The sequence below is a fragment of the Persicobacter psychrovividus genome (genome assembly GCF_036492425.1).
Taxonomy (GTDB): domain Bacteria; phylum Bacteroidota; class Bacteroidia; order Cytophagales; family Cyclobacteriaceae; genus Persicobacter; species Persicobacter psychrovividus.
In genome coordinates this window covers 78,042-93,801 of record NZ_AP025298.1, presented here as the reverse complement: position 1 = coordinate 93,801, position 15,760 = coordinate 78,042, and the positions used below count along the sequence as shown (strand labels likewise).

Here is a 15,760-nt window from a genome sequence, read left to right as displayed (position 1 = left end):
ATGAGTAAGTGGTGGAGTGGTAAAAGTAAAGGTAATCCGTTGGGTTATAAAATTTTCGTTTGGTGTTTGGATGTTTTTGGCTTGCGGTTTACTTATTTGATTTTAGCTATGGTGGTATCCTACTTCTGGGTATTTGCGCCGAAGGTTTTTATTAGTCAATACCGCTACTTCAACCAGCGCTTACATAAAAATCCATTCAGTAGTGTTTTTTGGGTTTTTCGTAACTACTTTTCCTTTGGGCAGGTCATTTTAGATAAAATCGCCATGCTTTCAGGCCGAGGGGGTAAATTGAAATTTGAATTCGACGGTGAGGAGCATTTGCAAACGATGGTCAATAATGGTAAAGGCGGAATACTCCTTGGGGCACATATTGGCAATTGGGCCGTTGCAGGTCAATTGCTTAAGCGCATTAATGTAAAAGTTAATGTAGTGATGTTGGATGGGGAAGTTGAGAAAATTCAGTCTGTAATTAATCAACAAACCATCGAGCAACCCTTTAATATCATCCCACTAAAGGATGATTTGTCGCATGTGATAATGATCAAGGAAGCACTTCGTAACAATGAGTTTGTCTGTATCCATGGTGATCGATCTTTATCCGAAAGTAACACTGCGGAAGTTTTATTTATGGACGCAACGGCTCACTTTCCTTTAGGGCCTCATATTTTGGCGGGTAAATTTAATGCACCCGTTAGCTTTGTATTTGCCATGAAATCGACCCTGTCGACTTATCACTTTTACGCTTCAGCTCCTCAGTCATTTAAATTACCAAGACAAGCGGATGCAAAAAATAATGTTTTAATGCTTAGCCTAAACCGTTATGTTTCAGCATTGGAAAGCACATTATTGAAGTACCCACACCAATGGTATAATTATTACAATTTTTGGAATAGATAACATGAGTGATTTAAGATCCTACGGGAATGATAATAAATCAGCTGTTCAGGCTAAATTTGATGCTCAGAAAATAGCTTTCGGCCCGATGATGTTTCAGGCAGCTATATCTTTGAGAAATTTAGGTATACTTGATTATTTGAAAAAACATAAGACGGGTAGTCAACTTAAGCAGATAAGTGCCGATTTGGGCGTTTCAAAATATGGGTTGACGGTCTTGCTCGAGGCAGGTTTGAGTATGGAAATGGTCTATGTTCAAGAGGATCAATATTTCCTGACCAAAACCGGTTTATTCATCCTAAGTGACCCTTTAACCAAAGCTAATATGGACTTCACACAAGATGTGAACTATTTGGGCATGTTCAATCTTCAGGATTCTATTGAACAAGGAAAACCCGTAGGGCTGAAAGTGTTTGGTGAATGGGATACTATTTACGAAGGTTTGTCCTCATTGCCTCCGAAGGTTCAGAAGTCATGGTTTGATTTTGATCACTATTACAGTGACAATGCATTCCCGGAAGTTCTGAAAATTGTTTTTGCACATAATGTTAAACGTCTTCTTGATGTAGGAGGAAACACCGGTAAGTGGAGTATTCAATGTGCGAAATATAATCAGGAAGTCGCAGTTAATATTCTCGACTTGCCAGGGCAATTGGAGATGGCTCAAAAGAATATTGAGGTAAATAACCTTCAAGATAGAGTAAGTGGTGTTGCAGCAAATCTTCTGGATCATAGCCATGAGTTCCCTAAGGGGTATGATGTGGTCTGGATGAGTCAGTTTTTAGACTGTTTTTCAGAGCCAGACATTGTATCCTTGCTTGTTCGTGCGAAAAATGCCCTATCCGATGATGGCTGTGTTTATATCTTGGAAACGTATTGGGATCAGCAAAAATACCAGGCTTCGACCTATAGTCTTCATGCGACTTCCTTATATTTTACGGCACTGGCAAATGGCAATAGCCGAATGTATCACTCTCAGGACATGTACGAGATGGTTGATCAAGCAGGAATGAGGGTCGTTGAAGAATTCCAGAATATTGGAATATCTCATACCTTACTTAAGTGTGCTAAAAAATAATTGAAGATGATTTCATTGAATTCAGCGGTAACGGATTTTATCCCTCAAAGAGCGCCATTTATTTTCATTGACAGGTTGGTGAAAGCTGATGAGCAGATGACTAAAACAGAGTTTTCTGTTCCCTATCAACATATATTTGTTGCTGATGGCCAACTGATTGAAGAGGGGCTTATCGAAAATATGGCGCAAACAGCAGCTGCAGGCGTAGGTTACCGACAGCTTTCTGAAGGTAGAGAGGTTGGTCTTGGCTTTATCGGCGCCGTTCAAAAGATGATTATCCACCAGGCTGTTCCAGCAGGGAGTAGTATATATACCGTTGTTCGTGAGGAAACTACATTTGCAGGTGTACATTTAATTAGTGCGGAGGTATATGATTCACAAGAAGATCACTTGATCGCTAATGCTCAGTTGAAAATCTTCCTAAAAGAAAATGGCTAAAAGAAAAACGAAAATTTATCCTACGACATTGGTGAGTGTATGCCGGGTTCCCGTTAGGTTCAGTGAAGTGGATTCTATGAGAGTGGTCTGGCATGGCAACTATGTCAAGTATTTTGAAGACGGACGAGAGGCTTTCGGTAACGAGTTTGAGCTTTCATACATGGACTATTTTCATAATGAATTACTGACTCCTATTGTCAAGTTAGATTGTAACTATAAGCAGTCGCTCCGTTATGGTGATATTGCTGAGATCACGACCCGGTATATGGCTTGTGATGCCGCAAAAATATACTTTGAGTACATGATCAAAAATGCTGAAACGGGTGACGTTGCCGCCACAGGTAGTTCCTGTCAGGTATTTATAAATACAGATCAGCAGCTACAATTGACCTCTCCTCCATTTTATGAAAAGTGGAAGGCGAAGTGGTTATCAAAATAAACTTGGGTAAATGTCAGTATATATAAATTATCGGTATGCGCTAACAGGCCTTGGCGAAGGAGTGAATCATCATTTTGATCAGATTCTAAAAGGGGTGTCTGCAATAAAGAAAATCGACGACCCTCAATTTGCTCATCCCTTTTATGGCTCAATGATTCCCTCTTTCTTTTTGGAGGGCTATTCATACGATAGTCGGTGCTTTAACTTACTGGCACGAGCAATTGACCAACTAAAAAATGATTTTCCCATAGATTTACAATCAGCAGACACGCTTTTATTGGTGGCCACCACTAAAGGGCCTATCGATTTACTTGATACCACAAAAGAGGTCAATGTGATCAAGGCCATGCAGTCTTTTTTGAAATCAGCCTATCAACCTAAAAACACACCGGAGGTAATTTCTCTGGCCTGTGTTTCGGGAATTGCTGCTCTGGATTGGGGAAAGCAGTATCTGGAGGCAAGCCTGTACAAGCAAGTTATTGTTATTGGTGTTGATATCCTGTCACCATTTGTCGTCGCTGGTTTTCAGTCTTTTCAATCTTTGGAAAATGGTATATGCAAACCATATGATAAAGACCGCAAAGGCTTAAATATCGGGGAAGCCGTTGCGTTGGCAGTGTTAAGTAAAATGGATTGTTCTGGTAAAGATGTCCAAATTATCGGGGCGGCAGGTAGCAACGATGCTAACCACATCTCCGGGCCATCACGTACCGGGGAAGGGCTGATGCAAAGCATGGACAGGGCAATAAATGATGCTGGGATTACCACCGAGCAGATTGATGCAATAAATGCTCATGGCACAGCAACCCCTTATAATGATGAAATGGAATCAAAGGCCATGGGATTGTTGAAGATAGATCATAAGCCACTGAACTCGCTTAAGGGATATATTGGTCATACCCTTGGTGCTTCGGGCCTTGTGGAGAGTTTGATTGGCAGCGCACAAATGGACAACCGTTTGGTGCTCGGCACATTTGGGTTTAAAGAGATGGGGGTTTCTATTCCATTAAACGTAAGTGAGCACGCAGCCACAACAAAGGTCAATATTTTGTTGAAAACCGGCTCTGGTTTTGGTGGTGTAAATTACAGTGTTCTATTGAAAAGAGGAGGGCAAAATGACTGAAGTAACAACTGTACATTTAAGAGATGAAGAGTTATTAGGCGTTGGGTTGGAAATAAAAAACGATCAAATCTCCTTTAACTCATTTCTTAAGAAAATATACCAGCAGATAGACGGGAAGTATCCGAAGTTTTACAAATTCGATACTTGTTCCAAAATGACCTATCTGGCCGCGTTCCTACTGTTAGAGAATATGGTCACTCACATGGATCAATTGTCGATTATTTTTATGAGTACCGAAGGTTCTGACCTCATAGATCAGAAGCATTTGGCAACCATTACTGACCGAGAGCATTATTTCCCGAGCCCCGCCAATTTTGTTTATACGCTTCCCAATATAGCTATTGGAGAGCTTTGTATAAGACATAAAATTAAGCAAGAAGGCATATTTTTTATTGACGAAGAATTCGACCAAAGGAAATCATTTTCACGGATAAGTATATTATTCAATAAAAGTAATATTCAATGTGCTTTAGCCGTTTGGGCGACCCCAAGTCAGAAAACATTAACAATGAGCCTGATACCTAAGGCTACATTTAGTGAAAAAACAATTGATAAAATTTTTAAAAAAATTATATAAAAATGGACACGTTTAAAATTAAACTTAAAGAGCAACTAATAGAAGCATTGAATTTGGAAGATATGACGCCAAAGGAGATTGAAGATGATGCTCCTCTATTTGGTGATGGATTGGGTTTAGACTCCATCGATGCACTTGAGTTGATCGTTCTCTTGGAAAAAGAATACGATATAAAATTGGCTGATCCTGAAAAGAGTCGTGCGGTCTTTGCATCGGTAAATACCTTAGCATCATTCATTACAGAAGAACAAGGACAATAGTGAAAAATCCTAAAGCACTTGTGGTGGGGATGGGGATTTGTTCGGCAGTGGGCATGAACCCGTCGGAGGTATGGAATAATTTATCTAATGGTTTCAGAGGAATATCCACTGTTAAACATTTAGAGACCTCCAAAGATATTTTAGTTGGCGAAATAAATGCATCCAATTTAGAACTCGCAAGTGCGTTAGGTATTTCTGAAGGGCAATACAGTCGTACTTTTTTGTTGGGGTTTCACGCGCTCAAACAAGCGATCAGTGATTGTGAGATTGACTTCCATGCTGAAAGAGTCGGCTTGATTTACGGCAGCACTGTGGGTGGTATGGACCAGACTGAAAAGTTGATCAAGCAACATGGATGGACGGTAGGCGAGCCTATCGTACCTATATATTATCAACACGATTGTGGCGCTTTTCCGGAAATGACTCAAGAAATTCTGGGGATCAAGTTTGATTATATTAATACGTTAAGCACTGCTTGTGCCTCAGCGGCGAATGCGATTATTCAAGGAGCTCAGATGCTGGAGTTGGGTCTATTGGATAAAGTGATCGTTGGCGGTGCGGATGCTTTGAGTCTCTTTACTGTAAATGGATTCAGTTCTCTGATGATTATGGAGCAGGATTATTGTAAACCCTTTTCTCGTACGAGAGCAGGCTTGAACTTAGGAGAAGGGGCAGCTTTTCTGGTGCTAAGCGCTGAGTCCACGAAGTCATATGGTGCAGTTAGCGGTTATGCGAATCGATGTGATGCTTATCATCAAACGGCAACATCTCCAAATGGTGAGGGCCCCTTTTTGGCCATGGAAGGAGCCATAAAAAAGGCTGGGCTGACGGCTAAATCCATTGATTATATCAATACACATGGAACGGGTACCCCCAATAACGATGCAACTGAATTTGCTGCGATGCAAAGAATTTTCGGAGATGGTCAAGTACCTGCCTTTAGCTCTACAAAGTCCTATACAGGTCACACTTTAGCAGCTTGTGGGGCAATTGAGGCAGTTATTTCTATGCTTATGTTACAGCATCAGCAATTGATAGGGAATTTTGAATATTATGAATCTGAGATTGAAGGCTGCCATCCGCTGGTAGGGCTTCAAAATGCCACTATCGAACATTTGCTTTCAAACAGTAATGGTTTTGGGGGAAATGATTCATCCATCATCTTTAGTAAAGTACCTGAACATGGAGTTTAACGGTTTATACATCAAAGCGGCAAATGCAATCGGTATTTCCAATAGCTTTGCACTTGAGCATATCTCTGCACTTGAAAAGCCAGATAACCAGGATTTTCAAGCCATTAAATTTAAAGATTACCTCTCTGTAGGGCGCTTGCGTCGAATGAGTCAGATTTTGAAAGTAGGTAATGTAGCGGGCATTACGACAGTGAATGAGGCCGCATTAACTTGTATTGACGGGGTAATCGTTGGGACTGGATTAGGTTGTTTAACGGATACGCAAAAATTTCTTAATCAGTTGATTGAGCGTAATGAAACTGCCTTGTCGCCTACAGCCTTCATACAAAGCACACACAACACCTTGGCTGGCCAATTGGGAGCACACTTTAAATGCCACCAACACAACCAAACTATTGTGCAACGTCAACAGACAATGCAAAATATTATCATTGATGCTTATTTGCAGTTACAAGGGCCTTCAGAAAAAAATATTTTAGCAGGTACTGTCGATGAACTTACAGAATATTCAGCACAGTTAATTAAGAAGGTTGAAAATAAAGATGCACTATTAGGGCAGGGCGCATCATTTTTTATCTTGTCAAACCAATCCAACGACACTAAGGCTGTCGCTATTGATTCATTGGTGACCAATCAATATTTTGAAGAAGTTAAATATGATTTCAACGCCAAGTATGGCCACAATGCATTGGTGTTACGAAAGGCAAATCAAAATGGAGCAACACATACTTACGAGGATTATAGTGGAGCTTATTGGACATCCAATGGATTTGGCCTTTGGATGGGCTATCGCTTATTGATGCACCATAAGGGGAGTATTTTAATTGAATTGATTGAAGATCAAGCTTATCTGATTTTGTCATGCGATTAAACCACTCCGTATCATTATTTCTACTTGTAACAGGGATTATCGGTAGCTTATTACTAATAAATATTCATCCTCAGATGGGGTGCTGCTTATTTGGTATTGCTCTATTGGTCTATTTTTTACTGAACCTGTATGGCGTGTTAAGTCCCTCATCATCATTCTTTACCGCTGTGATTAGCAAGGGGAATAAGGAGCGCGAAGTTTACCTCACTTTTGACGATGGCCCTACTGAAAATAGTGCAAAAATCCTGGATTGGCTTAAAGAAAATCGAATTACGGCCGTATTTTTTTTAATAGGGAATCAAGCCAAACAGCAACCGCTTATTGTCCAGAGAATGATCGATGAAGGGCATATAGTGGGCGCTCATACGATGACTCATCGGTGGGATTTCCCCTTACGTCGGCCTGATAATATTGCAACCGAAATTATGAAAGGAGTAGAAGTAATCCCTTGTACTGTTGAGTGGTTCAGGCCTCCATTCGGCGTAATCAATCCATTGGTGGCTTTGGGGGTGAAACGGACCAATTTAAAGATAATGACCTGGAGCCTAAGGACTTTCGATGGGGTAACTTTTGATAAGTACAAAATAATACAACGATTAAAAAAGGTGAAAGGAAAAGATATTATTCTTTTTCATGATACCAACGATGATATTATTTCTTTATTGGATCGTTTTAATGAGATTATTGATCAGAAAGAACTAACCTTTGGCCACCCATCATCTATTGGTGATAGCATTTAGAAAAGACAATATGAGAAAAATAGGATTACTAATATACGTTATTTTTGGATTCTGCTATATAGCAAATGCTCAGTCAGATCAATTTAAAAAAGTTGATCATCCTGTAGAATTAATAGATTTACTTCAGCAAAAAACAAGTGGAGTAAATTCGATTGAATCAAGTTTTACTCAGCACAAGCACTTGAGTTTCTTAGAAGATGATGTGGTTTCTAAAGGGAAATTCGTATTTAAAAAACCAAATAAGGTAAAATGGGAATACTTGACCCCGGCCAGCTATCGAATTATCTGTAATAATGAGCAGATGGTAATTGATGATGGTGTCAAGAAACAAATATTTTATGAGAAGGATAATCAGTGGTTTTCATATATGAACAAAATGATGTCAGGATTTATGACCGGTAAAGTATTTGATATGGATGATGCCTTTGATAGTCAATATTTCCGCCATGACAATTTGGTGAAAGTAGAGCTTTTACCTAAAAATCCTTTGGTCAAAGAATACCTGAAGTCTGTATGGGTATTTTTCGATCTGAATAAGGATTTTGTTACGGTTCTTCAGCTAAATGAAATAGGGCAAGATTATACGAAAATTATATTTGAAGGTCAGGTATATAATCAAAAAGTAGATGAAAAAAGTTTTATGGATCAATAGCCTGTTATTGTTGATGCTGACCTCATGTACTTTAAAGAATTATCATCAGTTCAAAAGGTGTGACACTTTAAATCAGCAGGTCTTAGATGTTGATGCCCAGGAGTTTGGAGAAACGAATGTTTTTGAAATAAGCATGGATATTTATAAGCACCATTTTAGTGGCTTATTAGTGATTAAAAAAAAAGAAGACCAAGTCTACCGATTGGCGATGATTTCACATATAGGTTTGTCAATATTTGATATGGAGGTGAACAAAGGCCATGCAAAGATTAATCATATTATACCCGCTCTGGACAAGAAAATGATCGTGAAGCTGTTCGAAAGTGACTTCACCTACCTTTTTTCCCCGTTCAGTGAAGGCGTTGTAAAATCAATTTATAGTACGAATAAAGACGATGTACTTCTATATAAAATTAAAGAGGGTAAGGAGTTAAATTATTATTTTATTCGAGCGGGAAAGATTGCTCAGATTGATAATTGCAATTCATTATTTAAGTTAAAATCATGTAGCTTAAAATATATTGATAATACCCTACAAAATGTAAATATTCAGCATTTTGGACTAAAGATAAAAATTGAACTGAAGAGACGCTCATAAATGAGAGATTTATTTATATATCATAAAATAGAATTAAAAGAAGATACACTAACCGCTCAGGTGAAGGTGAATCATGAACATTGTATATTTGATGGTCATTTCCCTGAGCAGTCCATATTACCTGGTGTATGCACCATATTTTTAATCAAAAACTGCCTTAATAAAGTACTAAATAAACAATTTCATCTGAAACAGATCAAACAAGTAAAATATACTAAAATGATCATACCTCAGCAGGAAAGGGAATTAACCCTTGCATTAAAGTTGGTGCAGGAAGAGGAGTTTCTTAAAGTGAGAGGAAAGGTCTTGGATCAGGATAATATAGCGATAAAATTCACAGCCTTCTACAATTAGAATTATGATATTACAATCTCTATTTGATAGGTATAAGGTATGTGTTCTCATTCCGACTTATAATAATGAGCAAACACTGGCCGCGCTCATTAATGATGTGCTTTCATACACCTCAGATATTATCATTGTTAATGATGGTGCTACGGATCAGACGGCTGAAATTTTAAGTACCTACCCTTTACTCGAAATAGTTTCCTATCAGCCAAACAAAGGCAAAGGATATGCATTAAGAAAGGGCTTTAAACATGCGCTCAATTTAGGTTATGAACGTGCGATAACAATTGATTCTGATGGGCAACATTATCCGGAAGACTTTATTCAGTTTTTTGATGTACTGGAGAAACAGCCCGATGCACTCATAGTCGGTGCGAGGAATATGACCGTTGAGAATGTGCCATCAAAAAGCAACTTTGGGAATAGATTTTCAAATTTTTGGTATTTTGTTGAAACGACTGACCGATTGAGTGATACACAAAGTGGTTTTCGACTTTATCCAATTAAATTAATCCAAGATATTAAGTTTGTTGGAAACAAATTTGAGTTTGAAGTCGAAGTGTTGGTTCGATCAAACTGGAAAGGTATTACCGTTACTGAAACACCCGTTAAAGTCTATTACCCTAAACAAGAAGAAAGGGTGTCACATTTTCGACCTGGCAAAGATTTCTTTAGAATATCGGTATTGAATACTGTTTTGACCACCTTGGCCTTGCTTTGGTATCTTCCTTTAAAGTTTATCAAATCATTGAGTGTCGAGCGTATCAAAAGTCTGATTGTTTCAAATATCTTGGATTCGGGTCAATCTAACATGAAAGTCAGTTGCGCCATTGCTTTTGGGTTATTTATGGGAATTGTTCCTTTTTGGGGCTTTCAGATATTGCTGGGTTTGTTTTTTGCTCATTTGCTTAAACTCAATAAAGGAATCGTAGTGCTCTTTTCAAATATAAGTATCCCTCCAATGATTCCATTGATAATCTTTGGCTCCCTTCAATTAGGCTCGATGATCTTCAATGGTCATTGGGCAACACTAAGCTATTCATCGGATTTGTCTTTGGAATCAATCTCCAAAATAACACTGTCATACGTCATTGGTTCCTTTAGTTTGGCGTTTATCGCCGCACTTATTGGTTGGGCAGTAAGCATGTTCCTTTTGGTATTGTTCAGGCCTCAAAAAAATAATATTACGCATGGATAAGATCCTTACTTTTATGGGCAAGAAGAAGGGGTGGGTTTTAGGCTTCATTTTCTTAATACTTACTTTTTCCGCCTATCGGCTAACAGTTATTAATTTCCATGAGGACATTACTGAGATGCTCCCTTTTGACAAAGGTGATCACCAAATTATTGATGCCCTAAAACATGCGAAAATATTAGATAAGTTTATTCTGGTTATTGACCAGGACAGTAGTAATCTCTTCAATAACACGCAGTTAACTCAGGGAGGAGTGTTCTTTGATGCCCTTTTAGAAGATAGTACGATTAATAATCAGCTGATCGGAAAGCAGAGCCATATCACTGGCAATGAAATGGATCATTTGATGAGCTTCGTGTATCAACATTTGCCAGTATTCCTTAGTGATGAAGATTTTCAGGAACTTGAATCAAAAAGCAAACCAGACTCGGTAAGGCAGGTGATTCGTAGAGGATATAAAACGCTTATTTCGCCAGCGGGATTAGTTAGTAAAAAATATTTTCTGAAAGACCCTTTTAGTTTGGGATTGACCGCCTTGGCGAAATTTAAGTCCTTGAAACCGGATGATCAGATTACATTGGAAAATGGCTTCCTGACATCTAAGGACAAATCCAAAATATTTTTCATATTGACGCCTAACTTTGAGGCGAGTGATAATGCAAAAGCAGAAAGGTTTCTGGCATTAATTAATGAAAAGATCACTTTAGCGAAAGAAAAATATCCTCACCTTAGAATTCGCTATTTCGGAACACTTCCGGTCGCCTATCAGAATGCAAAACGCATTAAAACAGATGTGATGGTGACTTGTAGTCTTGCATTAACGGCGTTATTTGTTCTTATCGGCTTTTTATTCCGAAAATGGTATTCTTTGTTTTTGGTTATACTACCTCCAACGATGGGTGCCTTAACAGCAATAGGTGTTCTCTCTCTTTTTGAACAAAATATATCAGCTATTTCACTTGGTGCGGGTTCGCTAATTTTGGGGATTACCATTGATTTCTCACTTCATTTTCTGAGTCATTATTTCTTCATCGGTAATAGGAGAAAGACACTCAAAGAGATTTTTATCCCTTTATTGGTGAGTAGTTTAACGACCACCACAGCTTTTTTCTGTTTATTCTTTGTCAAGTCGAAAGCGATGCAGGATTTAGGGATGTTTGCTGGGGTTTCTGTATTCTCCAGTGCCATTTACACCTTGCTCATATTACCATTGTTGGTGAAAGATAAAAAGGCAACCATCGGCATTAATTTCCCGCAGTGGTTACTGAAAAATATTGAATATGCTTTTCATGAATCCAAAGTGTGGAAGATGGTGATTTGTGGTTTGACCGTGGTAGCGGTTCTTTTCTATAAGACACCCACCTTTGATCATGACCTGAGTAATATGAACTACATGACGGAGGACCTCAAAAGTGTTGAGGCAGATTTAAATCAAATGAGTAACCTCGTTTCCAAGTCGGTTTATGTAGTGAGTGAAGGCAAAGATTTTGAAGAAGCTCTTCAGCATGCCGATGGATTTAGAGAGAAATTATCATCAGCCATACCCAAGAATACTAAGATCACACACATCTCCTTGACAAGTGTGGTCCCACCCCTTGCTGAGCAACGACAGCGAATCGCTCGCTGGGAAAAATTTTGGCTGAGTAATGGTCCCGCAATTCGATCGCAAATTATTGAGACTGCTTCTGATTTAGGCTTTCGCCACCAAGCTTTCGCTAAGTTTGATCAGATACTTGAAAAAAAATACCAAGTAATTGGTTCGCAAGAACTCAAACACACTCCTGGCTTTACATTTTCTGATTTCTTTGCACAGGGTAAGGAAGCTACCTATGTCTATGATTTGCTGAAAACCAAGGATTTAGATGCTGTTAAATCGATTACCGATCATTGCCCGAGCAGCTTTGTATTGAACCGTTCGAGCTTGACTTCTAAAATGGTTACCATGCTAAAAGACGACTTTTCAAATTTACTCTACTATTCTTCAGTTGCTGTATTTTTGATTCTGTTGGTTTTCTATGGGCGAGTAGAATTAGCCTTAATTACCATTATCCCGATGATGGTAAGCTGGCTTTGGACCATCGGATTGATGAATCTGTTTGGGATAAATTTCAATATCTTCAATATCATCATCATCTCCTTTATTTTTGGTTTGGGAATTGACTATGGAGTCTTTTTGACCAATGGTCTAATGACGGACCGAAAGAATGGAACGAATAATTTTAAAGCATTCAAACATTCTATTTTCTTATCTGCAGTAACTACACTTTTTGGTATTGGCGTATTACTTTTTGCCGAGCACCCTGCTTTGAAATCAATAGCATGGGCCTCAATAATCGGCATTACCACTGTATTACTTTTAACTTATAGTATTCTACCGATCTTATTTCATTGGTTGGTAGGTACAGGGAAATATAGTCGTAAGCTTCCTTATAAGTTAAGTGACATGTTAATGTCATTATTGACCGGGACTGTTTTCATACTTGGGAGTATCTTATTAAGCCTACTGACTTTGATTTTGATGATTCCGATAGGCCCTAAGCCAAAGCGCCAAAAGCTTTTTCATTGGTGTATACAAAAGGCAATGCTGGTAGCGAGATATTCGTTGTTGCATGTGCCTTTTAAATTACATCCTTATCACAAATCATTATTTGATAAGCCTGCAGTGTGGATCGCCAATCATCACTCGATGCTTGACTTGATTTTCTTATTATCGATCAGTCCTAAGTTTATTGTGGTTGTAAAAGAATGGGTTGTGAATAACCCACTCTTTGGAATGGTTGTTCGATTTGCCGATTTTATTCCGGTTCATCAGGGTTACGACGAGGTAAAACCCATGATTGACCGCAAGATTCTGGAGGGCTATTCGATATTGGTTTTTCCTGAAGGTAGTAGAAATAGGGGGCAGAAGCTGAGTAGGTTTAAGCAAGGGGCATTCGTGATGGCTCGTGAATTAGGCCTGCCTGTTGGCGCCATTGTTACGCGTGGTTTTGGCGCCGCTCACCCCAAAGGGCAAACATGTGCAGTGGCAGCAAGAATGGATATGCAAATATTTCTGCCCGTTGCGCCTACTGCAATGGGACAAACTCCTCGAGACCAAGGTAAAAATTGGCGAAAATTTTATAATGAGAAAAATAGCCAACTTGCACAACTCCCAGAGATTGTGAAAAATGAAGCGATGTTGATCACACAACATTTTTTATACACCCCACCGATTGTCTATTGGTATGTCAAAGTAAAATTGCAATTGGAAAATAACTATTTGGACTGGATGAAATATATCCCACAAACAGCCACGATCTCTGATTTGGGCTGTGGGTACGGATATACCGCCGGCCTATTAAAAAGGCTGTCTGCTGAACGTGCGGTTTATGCTTATGATTATGATCAAGAAAAAATAAAATACGCTCAAAACTGTTTGGGTAACCATTTGGATATTGAGTTTGATTGCGTTGATTTAGTGGAACTAAGCCCGAAATATTCTGATGTAATCATCATCAAAGATGTATTGCATTACCTGACAACCGATCAGCAAAGCAAACTACTTGGCCGATGTATAAAAGCATTGAAAGAGAACGGAAAGCTGTTGATTCGGGAAGGAAATGCAACTAAGGAGCAATCACATAAAAAAACGGAACAGTCTGAACGGTGGTCTTCAAGAATTGGGTTCAACAAGCGGAAGCAACCATTTCACTTTATAGATCAGAATTTTATGATGAATTTTGCTCGACATTATGGAAAGCAGATCGAGGTAGTTCCTCAATCAGAAAAGACATCAAACACGCTTTATATTATTTATTAATGGAAAAAGAAAAATACGACTTTGTAATCATTGGAAGTGGAATCAGTGGTTTGTCATGTGGTCTTATTTTATCCAAAAAAGGGTACAAGGTCGCTGTTCTTGAACGTCATCATAAGATTGGGGGGTGCTTGCAAAACTTTCGTCGAAATGGTGTTAATTTTGACACCGGTATTCACTATGTCGGCAGTATGGAAGAAGGGCAGGTTATGCACCAGTGTCTAAAGTATTTTGATGTACTTGATAAAATCCATTTAAAAAAAATGGACATAAACAGTTTTGAAAAAATATGTTTTAGGGGGGATGAAAATGAGTACCCTTATGCGGTTGGTTTTGACAACTTTATCGATCAGTTATCGCCATATTTCCCTGAAGAAAGAGAAAATATCAGCAATTTCATCAGGGAGATCCAACGGGTGTGTAATGAATTTCCAATGCACAATATGGAAGTTTCACAAATATCCACAGAAGCTACGGAGCAGTTTTCTACAACGGTCGATGCATTTATAGAGCAGTATATCACTGACCCCAAACTAAAAGGTGTTTTGGGAGCGACCAACTTTCTTTATGCAGGTGAGAAAGGGGTTTCCCCGAAATTTCTGCATGCCTTGGTTATAGGCTCGTATATTGAAAGCGCGTATAAATTTACGGGAGGGTCTGCGCAATTAGCCACAGCTATGTACCAGCAGATCAAGAAACATGGTGGTAAAGTGTTTCGTAACGCGGAAGTTATAAGCTTCGAGACCGAAAATCGACAGATCAAATCTGTTCATTTAAAAAATGGTAATAAAATACAGCCTAAGAATGTAATTTCCACTATACACCCCAAAAAAACTTTGGATTTTTTGGCCGATGGTACAGTGCTAAAAGCATACAGGAACAGAATTAAGAATCTACCTGAGACCCGTTCTGGTTTGGTGATGAATATTAGACTGAAGCCAAATAAGGTACGCTATCAATCTCACAATACTTATTATTTTAAAAGCGAGCGTGTTTGGGTAAACGAATATCAAAAAGAGGAATGGCCCGGCTTTTACTATTTATTTACATCTACTGAAAGCGATGAACAGGAATATGCGAGTTCAATGACGGCAATGACCTATCTTGATTTGGATGAAATTGAACAATTTGAAGATTCAAGTATTGGAAGTCGTCCAGTTGAATATGAGGCTTTTAAAGAAAAGAAGAAGGAGATCTTCTTGGATTTGATTGAGGAAAAGTTCCCTAAGCTTCGAGACGCTATTGAAGAAATATTTATTGCAACTCCTCTTACTTTCAGAGATTACCTAAACATACCAGACGGAGGGCTCTATGGAATCAAGAAAGAGGCTGAAGGTGCTTTGCGATCCACTATTTCACCCAAAACAAAGGTGAAAAATTTGTACTTGTCAGGGCAGTCAATAGGTGTACATGGGTTAATTGGCGCTACAATGAGTGCTATTGTTACCTGTGGGTATATTATTGGACATGAAAATTTGGTTGAGGAGATTCGAAATGCTTAGATTAATTTGGAAAGGGTTGAAGCGGCTGACGCTGGTATTAGTAGTGACTCTTCTCG

16 protein-coding genes are annotated in these 15,760 nt (G+C 38.8%); all 16 read left to right on the top strand.

Going from position 1 to position 15,760, the window contains the following annotated elements; all coding sequences use genetic code 11:
• The 16 genes from AABK40_RS22010 to AABK40_RS21935 all read left to right on the top strand — a co-directional run bounded on the left by AABK40_RS22010 (position 1) and on the right by AABK40_RS21935 (position 15,704).
• Positions 1–897 carry an LpxL/LpxP family acyltransferase gene (locus AABK40_RS22010; protein WP_338399312.1) on the top strand — a complete coding sequence of 299 codons (897 nt, stop codon included), beginning with the start codon at positions 1–3 and terminating at the stop codon, positions 895–897.
• 1 nt (position 898) lies between these two features.
• A complete protein-coding gene (locus AABK40_RS22005) occupies positions 899–1,972 on the top strand; it encodes a class I SAM-dependent methyltransferase (protein WP_338399311.1) in 1,074 nt (357 codons plus the stop codon).
• 6 nt (positions 1,973–1,978) lie between these two features.
• On the top strand, positions 1,979–2,410 hold the full coding sequence (locus AABK40_RS22000) for a hotdog family protein (RefSeq protein WP_338399310.1): 432 nt from the start codon (positions 1,979–1,981) through the stop codon (positions 2,408–2,410).
• On the top strand, positions 2,403–2,849 hold the full coding sequence (locus tag AABK40_RS21995; protein ID WP_338399309.1) for an acyl-CoA thioesterase: 447 nt from the start codon (positions 2,403–2,405) through the stop codon (positions 2,847–2,849). The genes AABK40_RS22000 and AABK40_RS21995 overlap by 8 nt, the downstream gene beginning before the upstream one ends.
• 10 nt (positions 2,850–2,859) lie before the next feature.
• Positions 2,860–3,972 (top strand): beta-ketoacyl synthase N-terminal-like domain-containing protein, encoded by a 1,113-nt coding sequence (locus AABK40_RS21990; protein WP_338399308.1) that lies wholly within the window; start codon positions 2,860–2,862, stop codon positions 3,970–3,972.
• Positions 3,965–4,549 carry a hypothetical protein gene (locus AABK40_RS21985; protein WP_338399307.1) on the top strand — a complete coding sequence of 195 codons (585 nt, stop codon included), beginning with the start codon at positions 3,965–3,967 and terminating at the stop codon, positions 4,547–4,549. Before AABK40_RS21990 ends, AABK40_RS21985 begins: the two co-directional genes overlap by 8 nt.
• 2 nt (positions 4,550–4,551) lie before the next feature.
• The gene (locus AABK40_RS21980) at positions 4,552–4,809 is read left to right on the top strand and encodes a phosphopantetheine-binding protein (protein WP_338399306.1); all 258 of its coding nucleotides are present in this window, start codon (positions 4,552–4,554) and stop codon (positions 4,807–4,809) included.
• Positions 4,809–6,002 (top strand): beta-ketoacyl-[acyl-carrier-protein] synthase family protein, encoded by a 1,194-nt coding sequence (locus tag AABK40_RS21975; protein ID WP_338399305.1) that lies wholly within the window; start codon positions 4,809–4,811, stop codon positions 6,000–6,002. Before AABK40_RS21980 ends, AABK40_RS21975 begins: the two co-directional genes overlap by 1 nt.
• A complete protein-coding gene (locus tag AABK40_RS21970; protein ID WP_338399304.1) occupies positions 5,992–6,873 on the top strand; it encodes a beta-ketoacyl synthase chain length factor in 882 nt (293 codons plus the stop codon). The genes AABK40_RS21975 and AABK40_RS21970 overlap by 11 nt, the downstream gene beginning before the upstream one ends.
• 74 nt (positions 6,874–6,947) lie before the next feature.
• The gene (locus AABK40_RS21965; protein WP_338399303.1) at positions 6,948–7,613 is read left to right on the top strand and encodes a polysaccharide deacetylase family protein; all 666 of its coding nucleotides are present in this window, start codon (positions 6,948–6,950) and stop codon (positions 7,611–7,613) included.
• Between the two features lie 10 nt (positions 7,614–7,623).
• Positions 7,624–8,265, top strand: a complete 642-nt coding sequence (gene lolA2 / locus AABK40_RS21960) for a flexirubin biosynthesis/transport protein LolA2 (protein ID WP_338399302.1) — start codon at positions 7,624–7,626, stop codon at positions 8,263–8,265.
• On the top strand, positions 8,240–8,863 hold the full coding sequence (gene lolB2 / locus AABK40_RS21955) for a flexirubin biosynthesis protein LolB2 (RefSeq protein WP_338399301.1): 624 nt from the start codon (positions 8,240–8,242) through the stop codon (positions 8,861–8,863). Before lolA2 ends, lolB2 begins: the two co-directional genes overlap by 26 nt.
• Positions 8,864–9,217 (top strand): ApeI family dehydratase, encoded by a 354-nt coding sequence (locus AABK40_RS21950; RefSeq protein WP_338399300.1) that lies wholly within the window; start codon positions 8,864–8,866, stop codon positions 9,215–9,217.
• Positions 9,218–9,221: 4 nt separating this feature from the next.
• Positions 9,222–10,409, top strand: a complete 1,188-nt coding sequence (locus AABK40_RS21945; protein WP_338399299.1) for a DUF2062 domain-containing protein — start codon at positions 9,222–9,224, stop codon at positions 10,407–10,409.
• Positions 10,402–14,205 carry a 1-acyl-sn-glycerol-3-phosphate acyltransferase gene (locus tag AABK40_RS21940; protein WP_338399298.1) on the top strand — a complete coding sequence of 1,268 codons (3,804 nt, stop codon included), beginning with the start codon at positions 10,402–10,404 and terminating at the stop codon, positions 14,203–14,205. Before AABK40_RS21945 ends, AABK40_RS21940 begins: the two co-directional genes overlap by 8 nt.
• The gene (locus AABK40_RS21935; RefSeq protein WP_338399410.1) at positions 14,205–15,704 is read left to right on the top strand and encodes a phytoene desaturase family protein; all 1,500 of its coding nucleotides are present in this window, start codon (positions 14,205–14,207) and stop codon (positions 15,702–15,704) included. Before AABK40_RS21940 ends, AABK40_RS21935 begins: the two co-directional genes overlap by 1 nt.
• The last annotated feature ends 56 nt before the right edge of the window (positions 15,705–15,760 follow it).

Coding starts and splice junctions, on each gene's coding strand:
- AABK40_RS22010 (WP_338399312.1), top strand. CDS start 1: ATGAGTAAGTGGTGGAGTGGTAAAAGTAAAGGTAATCCGTTGGGTTAT.
- AABK40_RS22005 (WP_338399311.1), top strand. CDS start 899: ATGAGTGATTTAAGATCCTACGGGAATGATAATAAATCAGCTGTTCAG.
- AABK40_RS22000 (WP_338399310.1), top strand. CDS start 1,979: ATGATTTCATTGAATTCAGCGGTAACGGATTTTATCCCTCAAAGAGCG.
- AABK40_RS21995 (WP_338399309.1), top strand. CDS start 2,403: ATGGCTAAAAGAAAAACGAAAATTTATCCTACGACATTGGTGAGTGTA.
- AABK40_RS21990 (WP_338399308.1), top strand. CDS start 2,860: ATGTCAGTATATATAAATTATCGGTATGCGCTAACAGGCCTTGGCGAA.
- AABK40_RS21985 (WP_338399307.1), top strand. CDS start 3,965: ATGACTGAAGTAACAACTGTACATTTAAGAGATGAAGAGTTATTAGGC.
- AABK40_RS21980 (WP_338399306.1), top strand. CDS start 4,552: ATGGACACGTTTAAAATTAAACTTAAAGAGCAACTAATAGAAGCATTG.
- AABK40_RS21970 (WP_338399304.1), top strand. CDS start 5,992: ATGGAGTTTAACGGTTTATACATCAAAGCGGCAAATGCAATCGGTATT.
- AABK40_RS21965 (WP_338399303.1), top strand. CDS start 6,948: ATGGGGTGCTGCTTATTTGGTATTGCTCTATTGGTCTATTTTTTACTG.
- lolA2 (WP_338399302.1), top strand. CDS start 7,624: ATGAGAAAAATAGGATTACTAATATACGTTATTTTTGGATTCTGCTAT.
- lolB2 (WP_338399301.1), top strand. CDS start 8,240: ATGAAAAAAGTTTTATGGATCAATAGCCTGTTATTGTTGATGCTGACC.
- AABK40_RS21950 (WP_338399300.1), top strand. CDS start 8,864: ATGAGAGATTTATTTATATATCATAAAATAGAATTAAAAGAAGATACA.
- AABK40_RS21945 (WP_338399299.1), top strand. CDS start 9,222: ATGATATTACAATCTCTATTTGATAGGTATAAGGTATGTGTTCTCATT.
- AABK40_RS21940 (WP_338399298.1), top strand. CDS start 10,402: ATGGATAAGATCCTTACTTTTATGGGCAAGAAGAAGGGGTGGGTTTTA.
- AABK40_RS21935 (WP_338399410.1), top strand. CDS start 14,205: ATGGAAAAAGAAAAATACGACTTTGTAATCATTGGAAGTGGAATCAGT.